19 protein-coding genes are annotated in these 23,520 nt (G+C 67.0%); 5 read left to right on the top strand and 14 right to left on the bottom strand.

The window, feature by feature from the left end; all coding sequences use genetic code 11:
• Positions 1-8: 8 nt before the first annotated feature.
• Together Q1W68_RS18295 and rlmD are read left to right on the top strand one after the other, a co-directional pair.
• The gene (locus Q1W68_RS18295) at positions 9-794 is read left to right on the top strand and encodes a 3'-5' exonuclease (protein ID WP_300659580.1); all 786 of its coding nucleotides are present in this window, start codon (positions 9-11) and stop codon (positions 792-794) included.
• Positions 795-806: 12 nt separating this feature from the next.
• On the top strand, positions 807-2,288 hold the full coding sequence (gene rlmD / locus Q1W68_RS18290) for a 23S rRNA (uracil(1939)-C(5))-methyltransferase RlmD (protein WP_300717233.1): 1,482 nt from the start codon (positions 807-809) through the stop codon (positions 2,286-2,288).
• Positions 2,289-2,307: 19 nt separating this feature from the next.
• Here the strand turns inward: rlmD and Q1W68_RS18285 are convergent, their stop codons facing one another.
• Together Q1W68_RS18285 and Q1W68_RS18280 are read right to left on the bottom strand one after the other, a co-directional pair.
• The gene (locus tag Q1W68_RS18285) at positions 2,308-2,661 is read right to left on the bottom strand and encodes a hypothetical protein (protein WP_300717232.1); all 354 of its coding nucleotides are present in this window, start codon (positions 2,659-2,661) and stop codon (positions 2,308-2,310) included.
• Positions 2,662-2,787: 126 nt separating this feature from the next.
• Positions 2,788-3,483, bottom strand: a complete 696-nt coding sequence (locus Q1W68_RS18280) for a Bax inhibitor-1/YccA family protein (protein WP_300655453.1) — start codon at positions 3,481-3,483, stop codon at positions 2,788-2,790.
• A 248-nt stretch (positions 3,484-3,731) separates the two neighbouring features.
• Here Q1W68_RS18280 and Q1W68_RS18275 point away from each other — a divergent pair, with 248 nt between their 5' ends.
• A complete protein-coding gene (locus tag Q1W68_RS18275) occupies positions 3,732-4,139 on the top strand; it encodes a heme-binding protein (RefSeq protein ID WP_300655451.1) in 408 nt (135 codons plus the stop codon).
• A 108-nt stretch (positions 4,140-4,247) separates the two neighbouring features.
• Here Q1W68_RS18275 and Q1W68_RS18270 read toward each other — a convergent pair whose 3' ends face one another.
• The 7 genes from Q1W68_RS18270 to Q1W68_RS18240 form a co-directional block, all read right to left on the bottom strand.
• Entirely contained in the window at positions 4,248-4,445 is a 198-nt protein-coding gene (locus tag Q1W68_RS18270; RefSeq protein ID WP_300655450.1) for a hemin uptake protein HemP, read from the bottom strand.
• Positions 4,442-4,849, bottom strand: coding sequence for a biopolymer transporter ExbD (locus tag Q1W68_RS18265; RefSeq protein WP_300717231.1), 408 nt, complete (start codon positions 4,847-4,849; stop codon positions 4,442-4,444). The genes Q1W68_RS18270 and Q1W68_RS18265 overlap by 4 nt, the downstream gene beginning before the upstream one ends.
• A gap of 11 nt (positions 4,850-4,860) precedes the next feature.
• On the bottom strand, positions 4,861-5,610 hold the full coding sequence (locus tag Q1W68_RS18260; protein WP_300717230.1) for a MotA/TolQ/ExbB proton channel family protein: 750 nt from the start codon (positions 5,608-5,610) through the stop codon (positions 4,861-4,863).
• 27 nt (positions 5,611-5,637) lie between these two features.
• On the bottom strand, positions 5,638-6,318 hold the full coding sequence (locus tag Q1W68_RS18255) for an energy transducer TonB (RefSeq protein ID WP_300655491.1): 681 nt from the start codon (positions 6,316-6,318) through the stop codon (positions 5,638-5,640).
• Positions 6,319-6,565: 247 nt separating this feature from the next.
• Positions 6,566-7,702, bottom strand: coding sequence for an alpha-hydroxy acid oxidase (locus tag Q1W68_RS18250; protein WP_300717229.1), 1,137 nt, complete (start codon positions 7,700-7,702; stop codon positions 6,566-6,568).
• Positions 7,699-8,385, bottom strand: coding sequence for a Fe2+-dependent dioxygenase (locus Q1W68_RS18245; RefSeq protein WP_300655443.1), 687 nt, complete (start codon positions 8,383-8,385; stop codon positions 7,699-7,701). The genes Q1W68_RS18250 and Q1W68_RS18245 overlap by 4 nt, the downstream gene beginning before the upstream one ends.
• 26 nt (positions 8,386-8,411) lie before the next feature.
• Positions 8,412-10,541, bottom strand: coding sequence for a TonB-dependent siderophore receptor (locus Q1W68_RS18240; RefSeq protein ID WP_300655489.1), 2,130 nt, complete (start codon positions 10,539-10,541; stop codon positions 8,412-8,414).
• 366 nt (positions 10,542-10,907) lie between these two features.
• On the opposite strand from Q1W68_RS18240, the gene ahpC reads away from it, so the two are divergent.
• Positions 10,908-11,471 carry an alkyl hydroperoxide reductase subunit C gene (ahpC, locus tag Q1W68_RS18235; RefSeq protein ID WP_300659575.1) on the top strand — a complete coding sequence of 188 codons (564 nt, stop codon included), beginning with the start codon at positions 10,908-10,910 and terminating at the stop codon, positions 11,469-11,471.
• 94 nt (positions 11,472-11,565) lie between these two features.
• A complete protein-coding gene (ahpF, locus tag Q1W68_RS18230; RefSeq protein WP_300659573.1) occupies positions 11,566-13,158 on the top strand; it encodes an alkyl hydroperoxide reductase subunit F in 1,593 nt (530 codons plus the stop codon).
• A gap of 4 nt (positions 13,159-13,162) precedes the next feature.
• On the opposite strand, the gene Q1W68_RS18225 is transcribed toward ahpF, so the two are convergent.
• From Q1W68_RS18225 to Q1W68_RS18205, 5 genes are read right to left on the bottom strand one after another with little or no spacing between them, the layout of a single operon-like run.
• Positions 13,163-15,091 carry a hypothetical protein gene (locus tag Q1W68_RS18225; protein ID WP_300655439.1) on the bottom strand — a complete coding sequence of 643 codons (1,929 nt, stop codon included), beginning with the start codon at positions 15,089-15,091 and terminating at the stop codon, positions 13,163-13,165.
• Positions 15,088-15,816: a toll/interleukin-1 receptor domain-containing protein gene (locus tag Q1W68_RS18220; protein WP_300655437.1), complete on the bottom strand. Its 729-nt coding sequence runs from the start codon at positions 15,814-15,816 to the stop codon at positions 15,088-15,090. The genes Q1W68_RS18225 and Q1W68_RS18220 overlap by 4 nt, the downstream gene beginning before the upstream one ends.
• 15 nt (positions 15,817-15,831) lie before the next feature.
• Positions 15,832-16,857: a M12 family metallopeptidase gene (locus Q1W68_RS18215; protein ID WP_300717228.1), complete on the bottom strand. Its 1,026-nt coding sequence runs from the start codon at positions 16,855-16,857 to the stop codon at positions 15,832-15,834.
• Between the two features lie 18 nt (positions 16,858-16,875).
• Positions 16,876-17,928: a toll/interleukin-1 receptor domain-containing protein gene (locus Q1W68_RS18210; protein WP_300717227.1), complete on the bottom strand. Its 1,053-nt coding sequence runs from the start codon at positions 17,926-17,928 to the stop codon at positions 16,876-16,878.
• Positions 17,925-23,510 (bottom strand): CHAT domain-containing protein, encoded by a 5,586-nt coding sequence (locus Q1W68_RS18205; protein WP_300717226.1) that lies wholly within the window; start codon positions 23,508-23,510, stop codon positions 17,925-17,927. The genes Q1W68_RS18210 and Q1W68_RS18205 overlap by 4 nt, the downstream gene beginning before the upstream one ends.
• Positions 23,511-23,520 lie beyond the last annotated feature (10 nt).

The following is a 23,520-nucleotide window of genomic DNA, read 5'->3' as shown; positions in this document are numbered from 1 at the left end:
GGGCCGCCATGGCCTGGCCGGTGCTCGTCTTCGACATCGAGACCATCCCCGATGTTGAAGGCCTCAGGGCCCTGCGAGCTGCACCGGTTGACCACACCGACGAGCAGGTCCATGCTGCGTGGTTGGCCGAGCGCCAGGAAAAAGGCCAGAGCGATTTCATGCCGCTGCACCTGCAGCGTGTGCTGGCCATCAGCTGTGTGTTTCGCAATGCCGAAGGCCTGCGCATCCACTCGTTTGTGGACCGGGACGGCCAGAGCGAAGGCAAGGTGGTGCAGGCCTTCTTCCACGCGGTGGAAAAGCACACGCCGCAGCTCGTGAGCTGGAATGGTGGCGGGTTCGATTTGCCGGTGCTGCACTACCGGGGTCTGCGCCACGGCGTGGAGGCCAGCAAGTACTGGGACCTCGGCGAGGACGACCGCGAGTTCAAGTGGAACAACTACATCAGCCGGTACCACATGCGCCACCTGGACCTGATGGACCTGCTGGCCATGTACTCGCCCAAGAACAACGCACCACTCGACGCCATGGCCAAGCTCTGTGGCTTCCCGGGCAAGCTGGGCATGGACGGCTCGCAGGTGTATGCGCAGTACCTCGCCGGGCAGACCGAGGACATCCGGCGCTACTGTGAGACCGATGTGATGAACACCTACCTCGTGTACTGCCGCTTCCAGAAGATGCGCGGTGGCCTGACCGAGGCCGAGTACGAACAGGAGATCGCCTTGGTCAAGGAGACGCTGGGCCATCTCGCGCCGAACGAATCGCACTGGAACGAATATCTGGCTGCCTGGGCCTGAGACAATCGGGGCATGACGACAGCCGCCACCCTTCACGTAAACAGCCTCCTCACCACCGCCAACGCCGCGGCCCACGACGCACCCGAGAGCCCCTTGCCCGACGGCTGGCTCGCGGTCGAATCGCTGGACATCGATGCCCAGGGCATCGCCCGCAAGCCCGACGGCAAGGTGGTCTTCATCGAAGGCGCCCTGCCGTTCGAACAGGTCAGCGTCAACGTGCACCGCAAAAAGAACAACTGGGAAGCGGGTGTGGTGACGGCGGTGCACCACGAGTCCTCGCAGCGCGTGCGCCCGGGCTGTCCGCATTTCGGCCTGCACGCCGGTGCCTGTGGCGGCTGCAAGATGCAACACCTGCACGAATCGGCCCAGGTGGCTGTGAAGCAGCGCGTGCTGGAAGACAACCTCTGGCACCTGGGCAAGGTGCGGGCCGAGATGATGCTGCGCCCGATCGAGGGGCCGGCCTGGGGCTACCGCTTCCGTGCGCGCCTGTCGGTGCGCCATGTGCACAAAAAGGGCGAGGTGCTCATCGGCTTTCACGAGCGCAAGAGCCGCTATGTGGCCGACATGCGGGTCTGCCCGGTGCTGCCGCCGCACGTGAGCGAGATGCTCATGCCGCTGCGCGAACTGATCTTCAGCATGGACGCGCGCGAAACTTGCCCGCAGATCGAGCTGGCTTGCGGCGACGAGGTGACGGCGATGGTGCTGCGCCACCTGGAGCCGCTGAGCGAGGACGACATCAGCCGCCTGCGTGCGTTTGCGCAGCAACACGGTGTGCAGTGGTGGTTGCAGGCCAAGGGGCCCGACACGGTCAAACTGCTGGATACCGATGGCCCGCAGTTGGCCTACGCCTTGCCTGAGTTCGGCATCACCATGCCCTTCAAGCCGACCGACTTCACCCAGGTCAATCCGGCCATCAACCGCGTGCTGGTCACGCGGGCGCTGCGCCTGCTGGATGCGCAGAACAACGAACGTGTGATCGACTGGTTCTGTGGCCTGGGCAACTTCACCCTGCCGATTGCCACCACCGCCGGCGAGGTGCTGGGCATTGAAGGCAGCGAAACCCTGGTGGCCCGCTCGCGCGACAACCTTGCGCACAACCAGGCCGGGCGCAGCAGCGCGCTCGCCCCCACCAGCTTTGCCGCGCGCAACCTGTTCGAGATGACACCAGAGATGCTGGTGGCCGACGGTGTGGCGCACAAGTGGCTGGTGGACCCGCCGCGCGAGGGCGCCTTCGCGCTGGCCAAGGCCCTGGCCGATCTGCACCAGAACCCCGCCCAGCGGGGTGGCTGGACGCCGCCGCAACGCATCGTGTACGTGAGCTGCAACCCGGCCACGTTGGCGCGCGACGCCGGGCTGCTGGTGCACCAGGCGGGTTACCGCTGCGTGGCAGCAGGCGTGGTCAACATGTTTGCGCACACGGCGCACGTGGAAAGCATGGCGGTGTTCGAGCTCGATCCCGACCGGGTGCCGGGCCAAGACGCCGCGAGCGAGTAAACCGCGCGAAGCGAAGCGTTCAGGAACTGCGCGAAGCGCTCGCCGGCTTGCCGCCGTCGGGTGCGGCGGGGCTGTTGGCGGGCGACGCCTCGGCCGGTGCAGGCTCGGCCGGCATGCCGACGATGGCGTTCTCGCGCATGTACTCGTCCATCTCTTTCCAGCCGGCGAAAACAGCGGCCTTGCCCGCACGAGGGTAGCCGCCGAAACAGTCTTCGATGCTGCGCACCGCGTGGCGGCAGGCGCTCCCGATGGCCTTGCCTTCGGCTTCCTTTTTTGCGGCCACATCGGCGGCGCTTTCGATGCCGAGCGCGTCACAACCCGCCAGCAGGCTGGCGGCACCAAGAAGGCAGGCGGAGAGGGCAGTGTGGCGCATGGTCGTCGGTGTGGGTTCCCTGATGTTTCGGCTTTTGAATCTGGAACTTGACACCTGATTGGCCAGGGAAAAACGCCGGCATGAAAAAAGGACCCGAAGGTCCTTTTTTCTGGGGTCACGAGGCGCTTATTCGCGGTCGCCGCCAAAAATGCCCAGCAGGGCCAGCAGGCTTTGAAAAACGTTGAAAAGGCTCAGGTACACGCCCAGGGTGGCGGTGATGTAGTTGGTTTCTTCACCGTCCTGCACGCGCTTGAGGTCGTACAGGATGAAGGCCGAGAAGATACCGATGGCGACCACGGACAGCGTGATCATCAGCGCGCTCGACTGGATGAACACGTTGGCGATGCCGGCCACCAGCAGCATGATCACGCCGATGAACAGAAATTTGCCCATGTTGCCCAAGTCGCGCTTGATCACCGACGAGAGTGTCGCCATGCCGAAGAAGATGGCTGCGGTACCGCCGAACGCGGTCATGATCAGGCTTGCACCGTTGGAGAAACCCAGCACGTTGGCGACCAAACGCGACAGCATCAGTCCCATGAAGAAGGTAAATGCCAACAGCACCGGTACGCCGGCGGCCGAGTTCTTGGTCTTTTCGATGGCGTACATGAAGCCGAAGGCGCCGCCCAGGAACACGATGAGACCCACGAATCCGGTGAGACCAGCCGTGATGCCCGTTGCCACGCCCACCCAGGCGCCCAGCACGGTCGGCAGCATGGACAAGGCCAGCAGCCAGTAGGTGTTGCGCAGGACTTTGTTGCGCTGCGCGTCGCTCGATACCGCGGTGCCGAAGCGGCCGCTGGTGTGGACTTGGTTGGTCATGGTGGTGATCTCCTTCATCATCTGACACGGGGGCCGGTGTCTGAGCCTCGGAATGAGACCCAACCGGTGGAGTTGCATTCTAGGGCGGTGAATTTCCAGCGGGACAGGGGGGCGGAAACCGCATTTTTGGTAAGGTCACTTGTGACCCCATGACCCTCAATGGTCGCGGTATCGTCCTTCCTGCACACGCGGGCACTCACAATCCGAGCCTGCGACATTTCTCAGACACCCCAACAGGACTTAAGTTCATGAAAAACAAACCCATGCTGGACAGCGCCGACGTCAAGTTGATCGCCGCCGCCGCTGAAGCCGAAGCGCTGAAAAACAACTGGGCCGTCACGATCGCCATCGTGGACGACGGTGGCCACCTGCTGGGCCTGCAGCGCCTGGACGGCGCGGCCGCCATCTCGGCGCACATTGCCCCGGCCAAGGCCCACACGGCGGCCATGGGCCGGCGCGAGAGCAAGGTCTATGAGGACGTGATCAACCAGGGTCGCACGTCTTTCCTGAGCGCGCCGTTCCTCTCCGGCATGCTGGAGGGCGGCGTGCCGATCATGAAAGACGGCCAGTGCCTGGGCGCGGTGGGTGTGAGCGGCGTGAAATCGACCGAAGATGCGCAGATCGCGCGCGCCGGCATCGCCGCCATCGGACTCTGAGCAGGGCGGGAAAAAAGACCTGGCTAACCGGGCGCAATGCCCCTTGGCTGGTCAAAAACGACGCTCGGGAATGATGAATTCCCCGAAGTCGCCCCACGATTCAAGAAACTATTTGGTCAGGATCAGCTTGCCCTGGCGCGTGGTTTGCAGGCGGTAGAGCGAGCCGTTGTGGCTGATCGTCACCGCCTTCTGGCCTTGCAGGAGCGAGTCGCTGGTGAGGGCTGGAGCCGCGCCTTCCCTGGGCGCGTGTTCAGGCGCTCCGTTGGCCGATTCGTGGCTCGGATTCGGCAGGGGCTGGGTGTTCATGGTGCGGGTTCGGTGATGAACCCGATCTTGCGCACGCCGCTGCGCTGCGCTGTGGCCATGGCCTGCGCCACGCGCTCGTAGCGCACGGCCTTGTCGCCGCGAATGTGCAGCTCGGGTTGCGGCTCCTGTGCGGCGGCTGCCGTGAGGCGGGTTGCAAAGTCGGCGTCGTCCACGCGCTGGTCGTTCCAGAAATAGGCGCCATCGGCGTCCACCGACAGGCGGATGTTCTCCGGTTTGTCCAGCACCTTCTCCATGCTGGCCTGCGGCAACTCGATGTTGACCGCGTGCTTGATCACCGGCACCGTGATGATGAAGATGATCAGCAGCACCAGCATCACGTCGATGAACGGGATCATGTTGATCTCGCTCATCATGTCGTCGCTGTCGGTGGTTCCAATGGCCATGGCGGGGCTCCTTACAGGACTTTCTTCATGGGCAGCACCTTGCCGTCACCCCCCGCCGTGACGCGGGCGCCGGTGACGAAGTAGGCGTGCAGGTCGTGCGCGAAGCGGTTGAGCTGGTGGTTGATGCCCTTGTTGCCCCGCACCAGGGCGTTGAAACCCAGCACCGCCGGAATGGCCACCAGCAGGCCCAGCGCCGTCATGATCAGCGCCTCGCCAATCGGCCCGGCCACCTGGTCGATGCTGACCTGGCCGGCCGCGCCGATGCTGAGGAGTGCGTGGTAGATGCCCCAGACCGTGCCGAACAGACCCACGAAGGGCGCGGTGGACGCCACCGAGGCCAGCACCGACAGGCCGCTCTGCGCGCGCGCTGTGTAGTCGTCCACGCTCTTGCGCAGCGAGCGCTCGACCCAGTCGCTCACGTCCAGGCTGTCGTGCAGCTGGCGCTGCGGCGGGGAACCGTTGTGGCCGTCCTTGTGCAGGATGTGGCGGGTCGATTCGCGGCCTTCGAGCGCCACCGCGCGAAACGGATTGCCCTCGGGTGTGCCCAGTTTGTCGAGGCCTTCGGCGAAGTCGGCGCTGTGCCAGAAGCCTTCCACACCCTTGGCCTGTGCGCGCTGGGCGCGTTGGTCCAGGGCTTTCCACAAGATGATGATCCAGGTGGCCAGCGACATGAGCAGCAGCACGATGGCCACCGAGCGGGTGACCCAGTCGCCCTGGGTCCAGACGTGGGCGATGCCCGAGCTTGCGAATTGCGGTTCCATGATGCTTCTGACTCCTGCTGACGGGGTTTATTCCAAAACGAAATTGATCGGTACGTTGAACCACATGGCTTCGGGCACACCGGCGCGTTTGCCGGGCACATAGCGCCAGCGCAGCACGGTTTGCAAGGCCGTCTGGTCCAGACGCTCGAAGCCACTGGATTGACGCACCTCGGCGCGAGAGGCGGTGCCGTCCACGTCGATGTAGACGCGAACCACGACCTTGCCTTGCTCGCCCAGGCGCTTGGACAGCGGCGGGTAGGGCGGACGCGGGTTGTTGAGGTAGTCGGCGCTGCTCGAAGGCAGTTCGATGCGGGGTGGCGACGGGGGTGCGGGTGGTGACGGTGGTGCTGCAGCCACCACCGGCTCGGCGGGGGCCGGTGGCGCGGGAGGGCTCGGTGCCACCACCGGGGCCAGCGGGGACGGCTCGGGCGTGGGCGTGGCCACCGGCTGCGGCAGGGGTTGGGGCACCGGCCGCGGCCTTGGCTTGGGCGGTGTGGGCGTGGCCACCGGCGGGGCCAGTGGTGGCGGCTCGATCTGTGGCTGCGGCGGTTCGACGAATTCGGCCAGCACCTGGACCGGAATCACCAGCTCCACGGCGCGTTTGAGCAGGCCGCTTTGCAGGGCCCAGAGAGCGCCAACGTGGAAAACCACCACCGCCAGCACGATGGCCAGACGGCGTTGCAGCTGGGGGGACACGGCGTCGGGCATGGAAGAGGGGGGCGGCGCCAGGGTGGCGCTGAAGGAGCTCATCAGTTTAGCGGCGTGGTCGTAGCGTGCATCAGGCGCGAAAGATCCACCACACCGCGCACAACATCAGGAACAGGCCAGTGCCCAGGGCAACGAGTCCGGTGGTCATGGTGGGTCCTTTCAAGGCTGTGAGCGGGTGCGTCATTTCGAGTTGCTATTCTAAACGAGAATGCTTCGTATTTGCATAAATGTACAAAAAAAGGAGCGGTCAGCTGCCGTTGGCGTTGGGCCACAGCGTGCCGGGCGCATCGGCCAGGGTGCGGCAGCCGGTGAGCGCCATGGCGATTTCGAGTTCGTCGCGCAGCAGGCGCAGCACGTGCGCCACGCCGGCGGCTCCGGCGTTGGCCAGGCTGTGCAACACCGGGCGACCGACCAGCACGGCCGAGGCGCCCAGCGCCATGGCCTTGAGCACGTCGGTGCCGCGGCGGATGCCGCCGTCAACCAGCACCGGCGCATCACCCGCCACCGCCTGCACCACACGCGGCAGCAGGACGGCGGTGGCGGGCACGGTGTCGAGCGTGCGCCCGCCGTGGTTGGAGACGATCAGGCCGGCCGCGCCACAGGTCAGCGCCTGCCTGGCGTCGAGTGGGTGTGTCACGCCTTTGAGGAGCACGGGCAGATGCGTGATGGAGCGCAGCCAGGCGATGTCGTCCCACGTGGGGGCGTGGGCCATGAGGTGATCGAACACCGCGCTGTGGCCTGCGGTTGGGGTGGCCCGGCCGGGCTCGCGCAGGCCCGCGAGGTTGACCGCAGACACGCCGGCGGGCAGGCGAAAGTCCGCGCGGCGCTCGCGGTCGCGCACGCCGTTGACGGGCGCGTCCACGGTGAGCACCAGCGCCTCGAAACCGGCAGCTTCGGCGCGTTGCACGAGCTCGCGGGTGAAGCCGCGGTCGTGTTGCAGGTAGAGCTGGAACCACAGCGGCCCGCGGCCCGCGTCTGGCAGGAAGCAGCGGGCCACGTCTTCAAGCAGGGCGCTGGCCTGCGTGCTGAGCACCAGACCGGCGCCCAGCGCTGCTGCAGCCAGTGCGGTGGCTCGTTCGCCATGGGGGTGGGCGAGTTGCTGGTACGCCATGGGCGCCACCAGCAGAGGGTGGGCGAGCTCGCGGCCCAGCAGGTTCACACGGGTGTGCCCGCCGGCCAGTGGGCGCAGCACGCGGGGCAGCAGTTCGATGCCTTGCCAGGCCTGTGTGTTGGCGCGCAGCGTGATCTCGTCGGCCGCGCCGCCGTTGACGTACGCCCACACGGCGTCGCCGAGCACCAGGCGCGCGCGATGCTCGTGGTCGGCCAGGCTGACCACGCCATCGGGCAGTGCGTTGGGCGCCTCCGGACGGTCGCTGCGCTTCATGTGTCGGCCCACAGGCGCAACAGGTTGTGGTAGGTCCCTGTCAGCGCGGTGGTCTCGGGGGTTTCACCGTGTTGCTTGCGCAGCGCGAGCAGGTTCATGTCGAGGTCGAACAGCAGGCGGCGCTGTTCGTCGCTGCGCACCATGCTCTCGACCCAGAAAAAGCTGGCCATGCGTGCGCCGCGGGTGACCGGATCGACGCGGTGCACGCTGGTGCCCGGGTAGATCACCATGTCGCCCGCAGGCAGCTTGATGCGCTGGTCGCCAAAGGTGTCCTTGACGACGAGTTCACCGCCGTCGTAGCTGTCCGGGTCGCTCAGGAAGAGCGTGCAAGAGAGGTCGGTGCGCACCCATTGCTGGGTGGTTCTGGAGTGCAGCACGGCGCCATCAACATGGGCGCCATAGGTGTTGGTTGCGCCGCTGTAGCGGTTGAACAGCGGGTTGAAAACCTTGCGCGGCAGTGCCGCAGAAAAGAACAGCGGGTCGCGCTGGACGGCGCCCAGCACCAGCGGCTGCAACGCTCGCGCGGCCTCGCTGTCTTGGGCGAGCTGTTCGTTGTTCTTCTGGGTCTGGGCCTGGGCGCCCGCACTGAGACGACCGTCGACCCATGCCGCCTGATCGGCCAGCAGCGAGCGGGCTGTCGCGAGTTCTTCGTCGGTGAGGACGTTTTTCAGGTGCAGGATCATGGTGTGTCGGTGCGGGCAGCCCTGGCTCAGAACAGTTTCTTCAGCGTCAGCTGCACCGTGCGCGCGGCACCAGGCACGTAGAAGCCGCGGTACAGCGAGTCGGCGTAGAGCTCGTCGGTCAGGTTGGTGACGTTGAGCTTGAGCGTGGTGGTCTCGGTGATCGTGTACTCGGCCATGGCGTCGAACGTGACGAAGCTGTCGGCCACGATATGGCGCGAACCTTCCGGGTTTTGCTGGCCCCGGTAGTTCAGGCCACCGCCGATGCGTAGCTTGGGCATCACCAGGTAGGTGGTCCACAGGCTCGCGCTGTGCTTGGGCGTGAGGCCCGGGCGGTCGCCCTGCACTTGCGCGCCGGTGCCGGCGGGGTTGAGCACCACATTGCTCTTGTCGATCTTCGCGCTCGGGATCCAGGTGTGGTTGTAGAAGACGTCCCATTTCGGCGTGATGCGACCGGCCAGGTTGATCTCCACGCCAGCGGCGTGGCGCTTGCCGGAGAGCAATTGCTGGGTGCTGGCGGTGTCGGGGTCGGTGTTGCGTTCGTTGTACTTTTCCGAATAGAAGAGCGCCGCACCCAGCGAGGCACGCTTCTCGAACAGCTCGAACTTGCCGCCGATCTCCAGGTTGCGGCTTTTCTCCGGCGGCGTGTTGGCGTCCTTGGCGTTGGGCGCGCCTGGCGTGAACTGGTAGGTGTCGCCCGATGTGTTGAACGAGGTGCCGAACGAGACGTAATACGAGGTGTTGTCGTCGGGCTGGAACAAGGCGCCCACGCGCGGGCTCCACAAGTTGGCCGACACGTCGTTCGCCACGCCGGTGCTGGTGACGTAAGTGGCCTTGAAGTTGTCGTAGCGCAGGCCGCCGATGAGTTTGACGGTGGAGTTCAGGCTCACCGTGTCCTGCACATACAGGCCAATGTTGCGGGCGTCGAAGGTGTTGAACGGCACGGCGCCGCGTGCATCGGCAAACGAGTCCCCGTCGTTGGGTGTGCCCACGGTGGTGGTCAGCCCGCTCGATGGGCCGGGGAAGTTGTTCGCGCGTTTGGCGTCTTCCTGGTAGATGTCCACGCCGGCGAGCAGGTCGTGCCTTTTGCCCAGGCCATTGAATGTTCCCACATAGTCGCTCTGGATCTGCGTGGTGTCGCTGACGCCGATGCGCCCTTTGGGCGAACGGGTGAGGATGGTGCTGGGGCCAAGGTTGTTGATGGTGGTGGGTGCGCCGCCGGTGGTCCCGAAGCGGATCACGCTGGCCAGCAGGTCGCGCTCGTAGCGGCCGTGGCGCAAGCGGGTCGTCAGCGAATTCTGGCGGTCAAAGCGGTGCGTGTGGCTGAGCGTGACGTAGTCGGCCGACGTGTCGAGGTGGTCACTGGCCAGACCGTAGTAGTTGCGCGCTGGCAAGGTGGGCTGAATGACATCGTTCTGGATGAACCAGGGGTGGTTGTAGTTGGGCGTGCCCTCGGATTCGAGGTGGTACAGCCCGACCGAGAACTCGTTGCGCGAACCAATGCCCCAGCGGTAGGTGGGCGCGACACCGCGCTTGCTTACCTTCGCACCGTAATGGTTCTCCTCATGCACCATGGCATTGAGGCGGAAGGCCGAGTCTTCGCCTGTATGGAAGTTGAAGTCGCCGGTCAGGCGCGCTTCGCGGCCCGTGCCCAGCGTGGTGGTCACCTCGTGCTGGTCCAGCAAAAACGGCTGCTTGCTGACCTGGTTGACCACGCCGCCGGTGGAGCCCTTGCCGAACAGCATGGAGGCCGAGCCCTTGAGCACTTCGACGCGATCGTTGTTGAAGGTGTCGCGCTCATAAAGCGCGCCGTCGCGGATGCCGTCGGTGTAGATGTCGCCGGCTTGCCCCAGTGAAAAGCCGCGCAGTCGCACGTCCTCTTCGCCTGTTTCACCGGCCTGGAAAGTCACGCCGGCGGTGGTGCGCAGCACTTCGCGGAAATCGTCGAGATTGCGGTCGTCGATCAGGCGCTCGGTCATCACCGTCACCGATTGCGGTATGTCGCGCAGCGCCTGGTTGCCCTTGCCGATGCTGCTCGCGGTGGTGCGCAAGCTGTTTTTGGTTTGAGGCACGTCGGCCTGCTCGCGCACGGTCACGGTGGGCAGCGTGTCGGCCGGCGCGGTTTGGGCCAGGGCGCTGAGTGAGCCGGCCAGCAGCATCGCACCCAGAGGCAGCATGGCGGTGGTGGCTGTGGTGGGCGCGCGAGGGTGGGAGGCGGGCAGGAGGTGGTGCTGGCGGGTTTTCCGTTGGGACATGGTGGCAACAAGCTGAAGGGTTTTCGGCTGGCTGCACGCGGAGGCGTTCTGGCTGGCTGGAAGTCCAGATTGTATATCGAACGAGAACGATTCGCATTAAAATGTAAGCAGGCGATCATCCCAGACCGCCGAGGCGCTACATTTCAACTATTGACCGGATAGAGACTATCAATACTGAAAAGCGATAGCCATCAGCTATAGTTCAGGGGTCGCTGAAAACCACAGCATCCCGCTCACCATTCCCTGCAACTTCACTTCAAAGGAAACACCATGTCCCTGATCAACACCACCGTCCAGCCTTTCCAGGCCCAAGCCTTCCACAACGGCAAGTTCGTACCCGTCTCCGACGCCAGCCTGCGCGGCGAGTGGTCGGTTCTGATCTTCATGCCGGCCGCGTTCACGTTCAACTGCCCCACCGAAGTGGAAGACGCAGCCGACAACTACGCTGAGTTCCAGAAGGTCGGCGCCGAGGTCTACATCGTGACCACCGACACCCACTTCGCACACAAGGTGTGGCACGAGACCTCGCCCGCCGTGGGCAAGGCCAAGTTCCCGCTGATCGGCGACCCAACCCACACGCTGACCCGCGCGTTCGGCGTGCACATCGAAGAAGAAGGCCTGGCACTGCGCGGCACCTTCATCATCAACCCCGAAGGCGTGATCAAGACCGCCGAAATTCACGACAACGCGATCGCCCGCGACGTGAAAGAAACCCTGCGCAAGCTCAAGGCCGCCCAGTTCGTGGCCAACAACCCAGGCCAGGTGTGCCCTGCCAAGTGGAACGAAGGCGCGAAGACGATCACCCCTTCGCTGGACCTCGTGGGCAAGATCTGATCTTTCTGCTCAGCAGTTAGTACCGCAGACCGATGGGCCCTTGTGGCCCATCCACCGGCGGCATTGATGCCTCAACCCCATTCAGGAGAATTTCATGCTCGACACCAACCTCAAGGCCCAGTTGCAGGCCTACCTGGGCAAGCTGCAGCGCCCGATCCGACTGATTGCTTCGCTCGACGAGAGCGCTGGCGCGACCGAGATGAAGGAGTTGCTGCAGGAAGTGGCCGAGCTCTCCGACCTGGTGAGCTATGACGAGAGCGGCACCGATGCGCGCAAGCCATCGTTCGTGATCGCTCGCGACGGTGAAACCACCGGCGTGCGCTTCGCCGCGATCCCGCTGGGCCACGAGTTCACGTCGCTGGTGCTGGCGCTGCTGTGGACCGGTGGCCACCCACCCAAGGTCGAAGCCGCCGTGATCGACCAGATCAAGGGCCTGGAAGGCGACTTCAATTTCGAGATGTACATGAGCCTCTCGTGCCACAACTGCCCGGACGTGGTGCAGGCACTGACGCTGATGTCCATCCTGAACCCGGCCGTGAAAGCCACGGTGATCGACGGCGGCCTGTACCAGGCCGAGGTTGACGAGCGCCAGATTCTGGCCGTGCCCATGGTCTTCCTCAATGGCGAGTTGTTTGGCTCGGGCCGCATGCTGCTCGAAGAGATTGTTGCCAAGCTGGACGTGAAGTCCGACGAGCGCGAAGCCGCCAAGCTCAGCGCCAAGGATCCCTTTGATGTGCTGATCGTCGGTGGTGGGCCGGCGGGTGCGGCTGCGGCCGTGTACGCCGCCCGCAAGGGCATCCGCGTGGGCGTGGCCGCCGAGCGGTTTGGTGGCCAGACCAACGACACCATGGCGATCGAGAACTACATCAGCGTGCTGGAGACCGACGGACCGAAGTTTGCCGCCGCGCTCGAAGCCCAGGTGCGCCACTACGACGTGGACATCATGAACCTGCAGCGCGCCGACAAGATCATCCCGGCCGCTGAAGCGGGCGGTCTGGTGCGGGTGCAAATGGCCAACGGCGCGGTGCTGCAGGCCCGCAGCGTGATCCTGTCCACCGGTGCGCGCTGGCGCAACGTGAACGTGCCCGGCGAGACCGAGTACAAGAACAAGGGCGTGGCGTATTGCCCGCATTGCGATGGCCCGCTCTTCAAGGGCAAGGACGTGGCGGTGATCGGCGGGGGCAACTCCGGCGTGGAAGCCGCGATCGACCTGGCCGGCATCGTGAAGCACGTGACGCTGGTTGAATTCGCCGACGCGCTGAAGGCCGATGCGGTGTTGGTGAGCAAGCTGAAAAGCCTGCCCAATGTGACCATCAACGTGAACGCACAGACCACCGAGATCACGGGTGCCGGTGGCAAGGTCAACGGCATGTCGTTCAAGGACCGCGTGAGCGGCGAGGTGAAGCACCTGGCGCTGGAAGGTGTGTTCGTGCAGATCGGCCTGGTGCCCAACACCGAATGGCTCAAAGGCACCGTGGACCTGAGCCGCTACGGCGAGATCGAGATCGATGCCAAAGGCCACACCAACGTGCCCGGCGTGTTTGCTGCGGGTGACTGCACGACCGTGCCCTACAAGCAGATCGTCATCGCTGCGGGCGATGGTTCCAAGGCCGCGCTCAGCGCCTTCGACTATTTGATCCGCCAGCCGGTGGTGGCCGCCAAGGTGGAAGAAGCCGTCGCGGCCTGACGTCTCAGCGCGGCGCGGCCTGTGCCGTGGGCATGAGGGTGCTCACCATGTCGCCTGTGCCTGTGGCGAGGTGGATCATGACCAGGGCCACGCGCTGTAACACCGGCGGCTTCCAGAGCAGTTGCTGGCTCGGAAAGTCGTTGACCAGACCGTTCATGTAATGCGTGGCCAAGTCGGCAATGGCATCGTCCGGGTACGAGGACAGGTCGGCAAACAGCAGCGGTGAGCCGGACGACACGTCCGCCATCCGGCCGGGCAAGGTAATCAGGAACGGACCGGGTGAGGCCAGCAGGCGCTGGCTCACTTCCTTGCGGGTCAGCAGGCCGTTTTGGGCGCGCAACTTGAGCTGCTGGCCAAGGTCGCTGGCATAGGGCAGGGCGCTGGAGTCCTCGACGCGCGCGCCGGGAAGGCAGAACAGATTGACGTGGCGCGCCTGGTCTGGGTCCACCAGATGTGCCTGGGGCAACTTTTGCAGCGTTTCCAGCAGCTTTGAGAAACGCCGTCTGGCGTCCGCGTTGCCCAGGTCGCTGGCACTGCGCATCAGCACGTAGGTGTAAGCGCCAAAGCCCTTGCGCTCGGTGTTCCATGCCTCGAACCATTCGTAAGCATGGCTGCGCAGGTCGATCGCTGCGCTCATGGTGGCGGCGGGTGCGGGCATGGCCTGCATGTTGAGCTTGGCGCTGAAGGGCACGGTGCTCACACGCGGTTCAGGGGGGCGACCATGGGCCTGCCGCCAGGCGGACTCCCAATCGGCTTCGGCCTGTGCCAGGGCGGCAGCAGCCCGGGCTTGCAGCATGCGCAGTGCCGCGTCGGCGCTCTGGCTGCCTGCGGCGGCATCGTCCAGCACACGCGCGAGGTCGGCGTCGGCCAGGGCCAAGGCGCTGCGGTGCACAAGCAGTTCCACCTGCAAGGGCCCTGAGAGCGAGGCCACCTCCCGAGCGGCTGATGACGCGGCCAGGCGTGTTGCGCGCAGCTGCTCTTGCGCCAGCGCGATGCGTGGTGCGATCTCGCGGCGTTCGGCCCTCATGGCGTCGCAAGCCGCGGTGTCGGAGCAGGCGGGTGGAGCGTTGACGAGATCGAGGTACGCCGCCGCGTCGAGCAGGCGTGCCAGTGTTTGGGCCTGTGGCAACGGATCGGCTTGCGGTTGCCGCAATGGCAGGAGCGCCGCGTCATGGGCGCGCTGTCCTCTGCTCGGCGCGGGGGACATGGCGCGCGCCAGCGAGCGGCCAATGTCGCCATCCGGCAGCGTCAGGTCGGGCGGAGGTGCGGCGACCCAGCCCGCGCGCGCAGCGGCGCGGTGCCCTGCAGCGGCTTCGGTCCATCGGGTCGCCAGTTCCTGTTGTTGAGCGGGCACTTCGGTGACCCGGCGGGTCAGGCTGTGCTGTTGTTCGAAGGCCAGGTCAAGCCGCACATCGGCTTGTCGTGTGGCGCTGGTGCACCGCTGCACAAGGCTGCGCAAGGCTTCCCGCTGGCCGTCTGCGCCCTGTTCGGCTGCGACGCGCCGCTGGAACGCGGCGTCCGAAGCGCGCGCGGCCCGCTCCAACGCCGGCCCATCGGCGGCAATCACGGCTTGCACCGCCTGGGTCGACAGCGCCTGCGATGCCACGACATCGTCCAGTGCCCGGGTCTGCGCGTCGATGGCCTTGGGCACCTGGGCCAGGCAGTCGGTGGCGGCGGCCACGGCATCGCGTGCGGCGGCACCCGCCTGGCGGCTGGCCTCCCAGGCGTTGCGCGTGGCCTGCACCGAGGCCCCGAGCTGCCGGGCCGCGCTGGCGGCGGCCTGGGTCTGGCGGTGGAGCTGTTCCCGTTGGGTCAGCCGGTCTTGTGCGGCCTTCAAAGCCGCGAGGGCCGCTGGATCGGGCGCCGCTGAGACGCCCGACACGGCACCGAGCAGCAGCACGGCGAGCCCCAGGCGTGCGAGCGAGATGTTCATGTGCGACTCCCCTGAGGTGTGGCCATGCGTTCCCGCCGGTGCAGCAGCCACTCCAGCGCCAGCGCCACCACGAGTCCCCACAGCAGTGCCGCCATGTAGAGCCGGGCCGGGCTCTCGGAACGCCAGGCCGGCAAGGCCTCGGCGAGCAGTGCCAGCACCACGAAGGCAACGGCGAGCAGCACCAGAGAGAACCGGGCCATGCGCCAGAACACGCTGGCAGCGAGGCGCGCCGCGAGTGTCAGCGAGGGGGGCCAAGCCGGCTCCGGACCCGCACCCGAATGTCCATGTGCGAGCATGGGCATGTCGGGTTCGGTCTCGGGCTTGACGCGCCCCTTCGCGGCCCCGGCCAGCAGGCGTTCGCGCGCCTCATCGCGGTTTTTGATGCCCACCAGGTCGATGTAGACGATCTGGGCGAGCAGGCCGGTGGGCTGGCACTCGCGCACGCGAACCGGCAGCAGCCGGCCCTGTGCGCCCGTGGGGTCCTGGGCAAAGGCCGCAGCCCATTCGGGTGCGGTGTACTGCGAGGCCAGGAAGTCGGGTGAGAGAACAATCAGGGTGCGCTGCGCGCTGTCGATGGCGCGTTGCATGTCCAGCACGTAGTTGCCGCCCTGTCGAAAGTCCCAGGCCTGGATCACGACGGCATAGCCTGCCGCCTCCAGCTGCCACGCCAGCCACTCGGCCCAGGCGCGGTCGGCCCGGTTGTAGCTGACGAAGAAGTCTTTCATGGGTTGTGCTTTCGCTCAGGCGCGCCGCACCTTCACCGAGTAGTTCCCCATGCCGCTGGCTTTGTTGTAGTGGCGCACCTGGATGTGGTAGCGACCCGGAATCAGGTCGGCGTGGATGAGCGCGTTGGTGTCCACGCCGCTGTCGTCGTCTTCGGCGATCACGGCGGTGGGGCTGTCGGGCCCGAAGAGTTTCATCACCACGTCGGTGGGGCCACGGGTGTCGATGATGTGCCTGCCCGCGCTCTTCACTTGGAACTGGAACACGTCTTCTTCGCCCGCCTTGCCGATGGACGCCGAGGTGCGCCGGGTGGCGCCGACCTGGATCTCTTTCGCGTCCACCAAGGTGGGGGCGGCTTTGGGGTAAGCCTTGGCGCCACCGATGAAGGCCTTGTCGAGTGCCGAGAGTGCCGCGTTGGCGCGCGTGCCCACACCGCTCTGGACCCAGCTGCCCGGGAAGAAATACAGCATCACCGAGTCGGGGTCGAAGGTGGTGCCGTTGATCTGGTCGGCGCGGTACTTGTCGAGCACGTTGTGCCGGATGGTGGCCTCGCTCCAGTTGTTGGGCGGGCCCGAGAGGTCGCGGATCACCGCCGCTTCGTTCCACTGGATGCCACCCGCCGGGTTCTGGTGCTCGTGCATCAGCCCGATGGCGTGACCGAACTCGTGCGCCACCGTGCCGCCGTCCATGAAGCCCAGGTTCATGGTGGGCTGGTCTTGCGGGATGCTGCGGTTGTCGGTGCCCACGTAGGACCAGGCGCCCTTGGCCGGGTCGAAGCTGATGCGGATCTCGGCGTCGGGGGCGTTGTTGAACTCGAACTTCAGGTTGGCGTGCACCGTCCACCACTGTGCCTGCTCGCGCACCTTGGCCTGCTGTGCGGCGGTACCGCCGATGAACCGAACGCGCAGCGTGCTGCCGTTCATCCAGAGCTTGCCCAGCGGCATGATCGCGCGCGTGCGGCCGCGGCTGCGCACCACAGGCTGGAACTGCATGAGCTCGGCGGGCAGCAGGCGCTGGGTGCAGACGTGAACGAGTTTGGTCATGAAAGTCTCCATGGGGTTTCAGGGTTGTCGCAGCAGCCGCACCGGCGTCTCGGCCTGCTCGCCGTTGCTCCAGAGCTGACCGGTGAGTTCGCGGCCATCGACGCTGGCGGTGAGCACCAGGCTGCCGGTGTCCAGCGGGCCACGGCCGTCGGCGGTGACGGCTTGCACCGGCATTTCGATGCGCGGGGTGCCCATCACATCGGTGAGCGCACCCTGGCCCACGTAGCGCACCTCGTTGACGATCAGTCCCATCTCGCGAACACCCTGGGCATAGGCCTGCCAGCGCGGATACCAGGCGATGGGAAATGCGTCGGTCTGCAGCTGGATCGCACCGTTGTTCACGGTGAACTGCACCCGCAAGCGTCGGTTGTCTTCGTCGATGGACCACCACAGGCCGGAGACATCGCGCGCGGCGTGAACCGGCGCCGGCGCGGGTGTGGCTGCCGCGGACGGAGGCGGTGGGGGTGGGACGGACACGTCATCCTCGGGGACCAGCAGACCGATGACGATGAGCCCGACGAAGATGCCGCCGATCCACATGAAGCCGCGCTGCATGCGCTGCAACCAGGTGCGCTTTTCCGGGCGCTCGGGGTCGCGCCGCACCAGTGGCTGGATGCCGTGCGTGGCCAGATCGGCCACGATCTTGGCCAGGTCGTCGGCCCAGTCTTCGGTGCGCAGCTTGAGCGCATGCGCTTCCTTCAAAAACCGCAGTGGCGGCGGAATGTCGCCGGTCGCCGGCATCGAAACGCCTTCGGTGAGCAGCGGAACGATGGTGGCACCGTGGGCCTGGGCGGTCAGCACCTCGCCGCGGATGGGGTCGTCATCGCGGTCGATGCGCCGACCGCCTTCGGGGTGTGCCATGCCCAGCAGCTCGGGTGTGACCAGCAGCAGCACCACCGGTTTCGTGCCGAGCGCGGCCATGATGGCGCTGCGCCATGAATGTCCGCCCCTGAGGTCCTGCTTGTCGAAGAACACCTGGTCGGCACCGTAGAGCCGGCTGAGGTCGGCGCAGAGACGGTCGGCGTCCTTTTTGCCGTCGGACGCCCGGTAGCTGATGAAGATGCGGTTCATTCGGCGGCGTAGCGGTTGAGCACATCCAACAATTCGTTGGCCGCGGACCGGTCGGCGCTGGTGACACCATCGAGGTGCTCCAGCACGAAGCCGAGCTGGTCGGCCACCGAGGCCCACATCCAGCCGGTGCCGGCGCGTTGGTGCAGGTCTTCGAAGCTGCCGAGGATGGTCGGCAGATGCGTGGCCAGTGTGTGGTCGGCCAGGGACTCGTACACGCTGAGTTCGGGCAGTCCCACCACGCTCCAGAAGTCCGGGTCCTCGCGCAACTTGCGCTCCAGGCCCTGGCGCACACGCTGCCTGCGCTCGGCGCCCCCGGACCGATGGCGGTCAGGCCCGTGTGCCAACAAGTCGGCGGCCACCAGGTTGAGCGCGGGGTAAAACAGATCGGCCAGCCCGCTCTGCAGGGCCAGGGCCTCGGCGCGCCGGTAATGCTCGGCCATGTGATCCACAGCGTGTGCCTTGGCTGCAGCAGCGGGGGGCCCCGCCCGGCCTTCGAGTCGGGCCATGCGCTTCCACGTCGAGCCCAGCAGGCTCTCCCGCTCGACGGTGGGCGAGAGCGTCACCAGCGCGTCGAGGATGGCAATGGCGTGGTGGATGTCGGTCCGGCCTTGGTCCACCAGCGCCTTGAGCGCGGCGGGCTTGGCCCCGTTGCGCCCCGCTGCCTCCACCCTGACCCAGGCCTGGCGCGCACCCAGATTCGCCAGTTGTTCATTGGCCTTCACCGAGGCGCTGCCGTCGTTGGCCGCCACCGCGCGGCGGTACCAGTGCAGCGCGCGCTCGATGTCGCGGGCCGCCGCCCAGGCCACACCAAAGGCTTCGGCCACCGCGCCCATGCCGCCCCATTCGTTGTCGAAGCGGGCTTCCAGGTAGCGGATTTTTTCGCGTTGGGGTTCGGGCGCCACGCCCTGGGTGGTGCTTTGCACCGCGAGGGTTTCCAGGGCGAGCGCGAGCGCCACCGGCGAGGCGATGCCGGCGTACAGCTTGGACAGCGGTGGGGGTGTGCGGCGCGTGTCGGCCTCGTTGCGTTGCCACACCCAGTCGGGGTCCCCGTAGCATTGGTAAGCGGCCCAGGTGTTGCCCTGCGGGCTGGCGTTGTAGGCGGCCACGCGGGCGGCCTGCACCGCGTCCATGAAACGCTGGCCCGAGAGCAAGGCGCGGTAAAACTCCGTGGCAAACACATTGGCCGCGTCGTCCTCCACCGCCCAGCCCGCCGCCACCACGCAGCGCACGCCGATGCGGATCAACTGCTTGGCCACGCCCGCGGCAAACTGCGCACGGTCGTAGCCCCCTTTGAGCAGTTTGTCGGGATCGGCGGCCAGATGGCAGCAGTTGAGAAACACCAGTTCGGGCACCACCCGCATGGCCTGCACCTCGCGGGGCCCGAGGAATGTGTTGTCGCTCAGCACCACACCGCGCATCAGTGGAGGCTTGCCGGGACGCTCCAGTTCGGGCTCACCATGGCCGGCAATGTGCACGATCCGGTAGCGCCGCTGCAGCAGCGCGGTGGTCACGGCGGCCGCATCGGGCCCCAGGCCGTCGTCAAGCGCGATCAGCGCATGCACGCGGGAGGCGTCCAGTCCGAGCTGCCCGCTGAGGGCCTCCACCACCGCCTCAGCCTCGGCACGCGCCGCCGGCAGCGGCGGGTACAACGCCGGGTCGCAGAGCGGCTCGCCGATCACCAGCACGCAGTCTTCCAGGCGCGCGTCGCTCACCTGGGAGCGAAAGGCCACCGTGCGCAGGCGGCGCAGCAACTTGTTGCGGATGGCCCAGGGCGCCTCGGGGCCGCCCCGGCCATCGTCCGGCGCATCCAGCAGTTCCCACGGAATGGCGGCGGTGCCGTCGTCCACCTCCAGCAGCAGTTCGCTGGTGCCGCTCAGGCTGGACTCCATCTCCACCGGGACCAGCAACTGGAACAGCGTGCGTCCGATCTCCCGGTCGCGGTTGGCGTCGTTCGATGCACGGCGCACCAACTCGCCCACCAGCCTCCCCTGCGTGGCCTGCGCACGCACCTCGGCGCGGGCCCGCTGGGTGTCCAGCGTGTAGACGATGCTCGGCTCGCCGGTCTCATCCAGCTGGGTCACGGCGCTGATGAAGTCGTAAGCGGTGCCGCGGTAGCCGTTGTCCAGCGTCTTGCGCAGTGCGCCCACGCCCGAGATGACGCACGGGGAGAGCACAAAGTGGTCGGGCGAGGCGGCGCACAGCAAGGTCAGCGCTCCCCAGGCGTCGGTGGCCCGGTCAAGGTAGAGCTCCACCAGGCGCAGGTGGCTCACCACCGGCCACTGGCCGGCAAGGAGTTTTTCGTTGGCCTCGCGCACGCCTTGCGCCACCGCTTGCGCCGAGGTGCTCACGCTGATGCCGCTGCCCCCGCTGCCAATCAGTGTGGCCGCCAGTTCGAACTGGGCGGCGCCGCCGCCCGGCGCTTCGGCCACGCGCTGCGCCCAGGCCAGCGTGGCCTGACGCACGGTGTGGGTGATGGCCGCGCTCTTGAGCTTGCCTTCTGCACCCAGGCCCGCCACCACCACATGGGGTGGGCGGGGCAGGGCCAGCGGGCTGTCCGGGTCCTGCCGGTTGTTGACGAAGATCTGGTGCGTGCCCGGCGCTTCCGGGTACAGGCCCGCCGTGAGCGATGCCGACATGGCGCCCCCGATGAACCGGTCAACCACCGCTTCGGTGCCGCTCAGGGTGGACGCAAAGTAGTGACCCACCAGCAAGGGCGAGCTGATGAACTTGAGGTTGGCGTTGTGCACGCTGATGCGCAGTGCGCCCTGCGGTGCTTCGGTGCGGATGGGGGCGTCTGCCACTTGCGCCAGCAGTTCGCCCAGGCCGGTGGGCGGCTGCACGACCGCGCTGCGCTGGCGCGACGGCCGGCTGCGCACCAGGGCGGTGAGGGTGCTGCCGCTGCGTGCCACGGGTGTCTGTGCCATCACCGGCAGGCGTTGCGTGTCGCCGTGCTGCAGCAGATCAAGGTAGCCGGCAAAGGCCGAAGCCGCATCGGGCAGGCCGCCGTGTTCGCAGTCCACCTTCCAGGTGCGCACGCCGGGCAGCAAGGCGTTGTCGAGCGTGACGCGGCCATCGCCGCCATCGGGCTGGTCCAGGTAGACCAGGCCCTCGCGCCCGTCCATCTCGAAGCCCGCCGGTGTGAAGCGTGCGTGGCCCACCACCATCAACAGCCGGTCGCTGAAGCCCGGCAGTGCCGCGTCGCGCTGCTGGTCGAGCCGGCGGCGCAAGGCCACGGCACGGTCCAGCACCTCTTGCGGGGGAACGCCCCAGCGGTACACGGTTTGCTGGCTGATCGGGTCGTGCCAGACGTTGGCCTCCTCCAGTGTTTTCATGTCCTGGTCGGCCAGGGTCTGCCACCGCTCGCTGTGTGACAGGCCCAGCGAGGGGTCCAGCAAGCCGGCCTGCAGCTGGATGAAGCCGGGCATGGCCGCCATGAGGCGGCGCGCCTTGTGGTCCTGGAACGGCAGGCCGAAGGCGGCGAGTGCATTGCCCATGCTGTCGTCGCCCGAGAGCACCTGCATGGGCGCGAACGAGCCGCCGTTGGGCGTGCCCAGCATCAGCAGGCGTGAGCCCGGACGTTCCAGCCAACGCTGCCACACATCGGGGCGCTCCAGTTGCACGGTGCGCGCGACCACGCCACCCATGGAATGGGCCAGCAGCCGCACCGGCTGGCCACTGGTGGCGCGCGCACTCAGGGCCTGGTCCATCACATCGGCCAGGCGGGCGCCTTCTTCCTCGATCGGGCGGCGCCAGTCGAATGAAAACTCGATCACCTCGTGCGTGGTCGACAGGAAGGCGGCGAGGTCGTCGTAGACGCTGCCGATGGCCCCGTCGGGCAGCACCTTTCCGCTGCTGTCCGGATAGGCCAGACGCCCCAGGCCACCGAGGATGCGCGCGCTCAGCCAGATGCGTTTGCCGTCCACCGCCAAGTGGCTGCCGAGGATCCCGGGCAACAGGATCACGGCGGGGCGCTCGGACGCGGATGCCGCGCTGCCCGCACGGGGCATGCCGCGCAGGCCGTCGCTGGAACTGCCCGCCCACGACATCGGTCCGATGGGCCGGAAGCCCGCAGGCGTGTCCTGCACCAGCGCATTGCAGATGGCGTCAGTCGAGCGCGGTTCGCTGAAGTAGCTGAAGTGGGAGACTTTGCCGCCACGCTCCAGCACGAAGGTGGCCGCCGCGTGGCCGCCGCTGGGTGCACGCGGCGTGCCGCCGTACATGGACCGGGTCTGCACCACCAGGTCGTTGTCGGTCCAGTAAAAGGCGTCGGCCAGCAGGGTCTTGACCCACGAGGTGATGGAGTCGCCCTGGATGTCGCCCGCCACCACCCGCAGCTGCCCCGGCAGCGGCCCTGCGTCCGCCCCCTCGACGGCGTGCAGCCACTGCACCAGCGGGCTCTGCGGCATCATGCATTCCAGACCCGGCATCAAGGCGGGGTCGGTGCGCTGGCTGGCCACTTCCCCGATGAAGTCGATCAGCGTGGGCGCCACCGGAATCGCGGCCAACTCCAGCGACCATTTGAGCACCGACACATAGGCGTCCAGCCGCTTGGAAGCCAGCAGGGTGCCGCGTGCCGGGCAGGCCACACGCACCACACGCTCCACCTTGATGTCCCGCCCCTGGAGTTCGGCGGCCAGTTCGCGCAGCGCTTTGAGCTGGTTGCGGTGCTCGGGTGTCTTGAACGGGGTGAGCGACTTTTCATCCAGCTCGGGCCGGGCACACACCCGCGCCAGCACCTCGGCCACCAAGCCGCCGCGCGAATGGGTGAGCAAGTGCAGTCGAGCGCCTCGGGGCAGCGAGCGCGCGAGCAGCAGCGCGTTGTCGATCGGGCTGGCCGTGAGCGTGGGATGGTCGAAGCCATAGACCCGGTTCCCGAAACGCGTGAACAGCTCGCGCACCTTGTTGGGGTGGTGCTGCCACAGCTTGCCGAAGGTGCCGTGTGTCTCGGAGAAAGTGCCGTGCAGCAGCACGAGCAACGGTGCATCGGCCGGTGTGGGCGCAGGCAGACGGGGGATCCTCTGGCCGTTGCCCTTGAGCACCGTGGCAAAGCTTTGCGCCGACAGCGGGTACAAGCCCGCCTCGACCTGGTTGTCCACCCGCGCGGCGATCTTCGCGGCCGTGATGCGCGAGACCGGCTCCAGCAGCAGACCCGTGACCACTTCGACGGCCGACAGCAGCACATCCCCCAGCCGCCCCCGCGAGGTGCCGCGCGACGCACCCGCCTGCTCCAGACCTGGCCAGCCCAGTTGCGCCGGCACGTTGATGTCCGTGGTGGCGGCGGCGCCTGCACGGCTGCGCGGCGAGTTCGACTGCGCCAGCATCAGGTCGCGCGCGGTCTCGGGGTGCAGCATGAGCGAGGGACCGTTGGTGATGTGAAGCACCACCGCGTCGAGACCAGGGCGCGCGGTGAGCCGCACCGCATCGCTGCTGCCACGGGTGGCGCCCACCTGCACACGCTGCAGGGTCTGGCCCCGTCCGCCGAAGCCTGCCGTAGAACCGGACCCGCGGCCGCGTGTGGCCGCGGGCGTCGCTTGCGACTGGCCGCGAACGATGAAGGTGATGGGCGTGGGCGCGGTGGTCATGGAGGCACTT

The organism is Hydrogenophaga sp. (assembly GCF_030158645.1).
In the GTDB taxonomy this organism is placed as follows: domain Bacteria; phylum Pseudomonadota; class Gammaproteobacteria; order Burkholderiales; family Burkholderiaceae_C; genus Hydrogenophaga.
Note: the sequence above shows the minus strand (reverse complement) of the source record. Positions and strands in the feature narration are given on the sequence as shown.

Excerpts from the sequence above, each read along its gene's own strand:
- Q1W68_RS18295 (WP_300659580.1), top strand. The coding sequence starts at position 9 with ATGGCCTGGCCGGTGCTCGTCTTCGACATCGAGACCATCCCCGATGTT.
- rlmD (WP_300717233.1), top strand. The coding sequence starts at position 807 with ATGACGACAGCCGCCACCCTTCACGTAAACAGCCTCCTCACCACCGCC.
- Q1W68_RS18285 (WP_300717232.1), bottom strand. The coding sequence starts at position 2,661 with ATGCGCCACACTGCCCTCTCCGCCTGCCTTCTTGGTGCCGCCAGCCTG.
- Q1W68_RS18280 (WP_300655453.1), bottom strand. The coding sequence starts at position 3,483 with ATGACCAACCAAGTCCACACCAGCGGCCGCTTCGGCACCGCGGTATCG.
- Q1W68_RS18275 (WP_300655451.1), top strand. The coding sequence starts at position 3,732 with ATGAAAAACAAACCCATGCTGGACAGCGCCGACGTCAAGTTGATCGCC.
- Q1W68_RS18270 (WP_300655450.1), bottom strand. The coding sequence starts at position 4,445 with ATGAACACCCAGCCCCTGCCGAATCCGAGCCACGAATCGGCCAACGGA.
- Q1W68_RS18265 (WP_300717231.1), bottom strand. The coding sequence starts at position 4,849 with ATGGCCATTGGAACCACCGACAGCGACGACATGATGAGCGAGATCAAC.
- Q1W68_RS18260 (WP_300717230.1), bottom strand. The coding sequence starts at position 5,610 with ATGGAACCGCAATTCGCAAGCTCGGGCATCGCCCACGTCTGGACCCAG.
- Q1W68_RS18255 (WP_300655491.1), bottom strand. The coding sequence starts at position 6,318 with ATGCCCGACGCCGTGTCCCCCCAGCTGCAACGCCGTCTGGCCATCGTG.
- Q1W68_RS18250 (WP_300717229.1), bottom strand. The coding sequence starts at position 7,702 with ATGAAGCGCAGCGACCGTCCGGAGGCGCCCAACGCACTGCCCGATGGC.
- Q1W68_RS18245 (WP_300655443.1), bottom strand. The coding sequence starts at position 8,385 with ATGATCCTGCACCTGAAAAACGTCCTCACCGACGAAGAACTCGCGACA.
- Q1W68_RS18240 (WP_300655489.1), bottom strand. The coding sequence starts at position 10,541 with ATGCTGCTGGCCGGCTCACTCAGCGCCCTGGCCCAAACCGCGCCGGCC.
- ahpC (WP_300659575.1), top strand. The coding sequence starts at position 10,908 with ATGTCCCTGATCAACACCACCGTCCAGCCTTTCCAGGCCCAAGCCTTC.
- ahpF (WP_300659573.1), top strand. The coding sequence starts at position 11,566 with ATGCTCGACACCAACCTCAAGGCCCAGTTGCAGGCCTACCTGGGCAAG.
- Q1W68_RS18225 (WP_300655439.1), bottom strand. The coding sequence starts at position 15,091 with ATGAACATCTCGCTCGCACGCCTGGGGCTCGCCGTGCTGCTGCTCGGT.
- Q1W68_RS18220 (WP_300655437.1), bottom strand. The coding sequence starts at position 15,816 with ATGAAAGACTTCTTCGTCAGCTACAACCGGGCCGACCGCGCCTGGGCC.
- Q1W68_RS18215 (WP_300717228.1), bottom strand. The coding sequence starts at position 16,857 with ATGACCAAACTCGTTCACGTCTGCACCCAGCGCCTGCTGCCCGCCGAG.
- Q1W68_RS18210 (WP_300717227.1), bottom strand. The coding sequence starts at position 17,928 with ATGAACCGCATCTTCATCAGCTACCGGGCGTCCGACGGCAAAAAGGAC.
- Q1W68_RS18205 (WP_300717226.1), bottom strand. The coding sequence starts at position 23,510 with ATGACCACCGCGCCCACGCCCATCACCTTCATCGTTCGCGGCCAGTCG.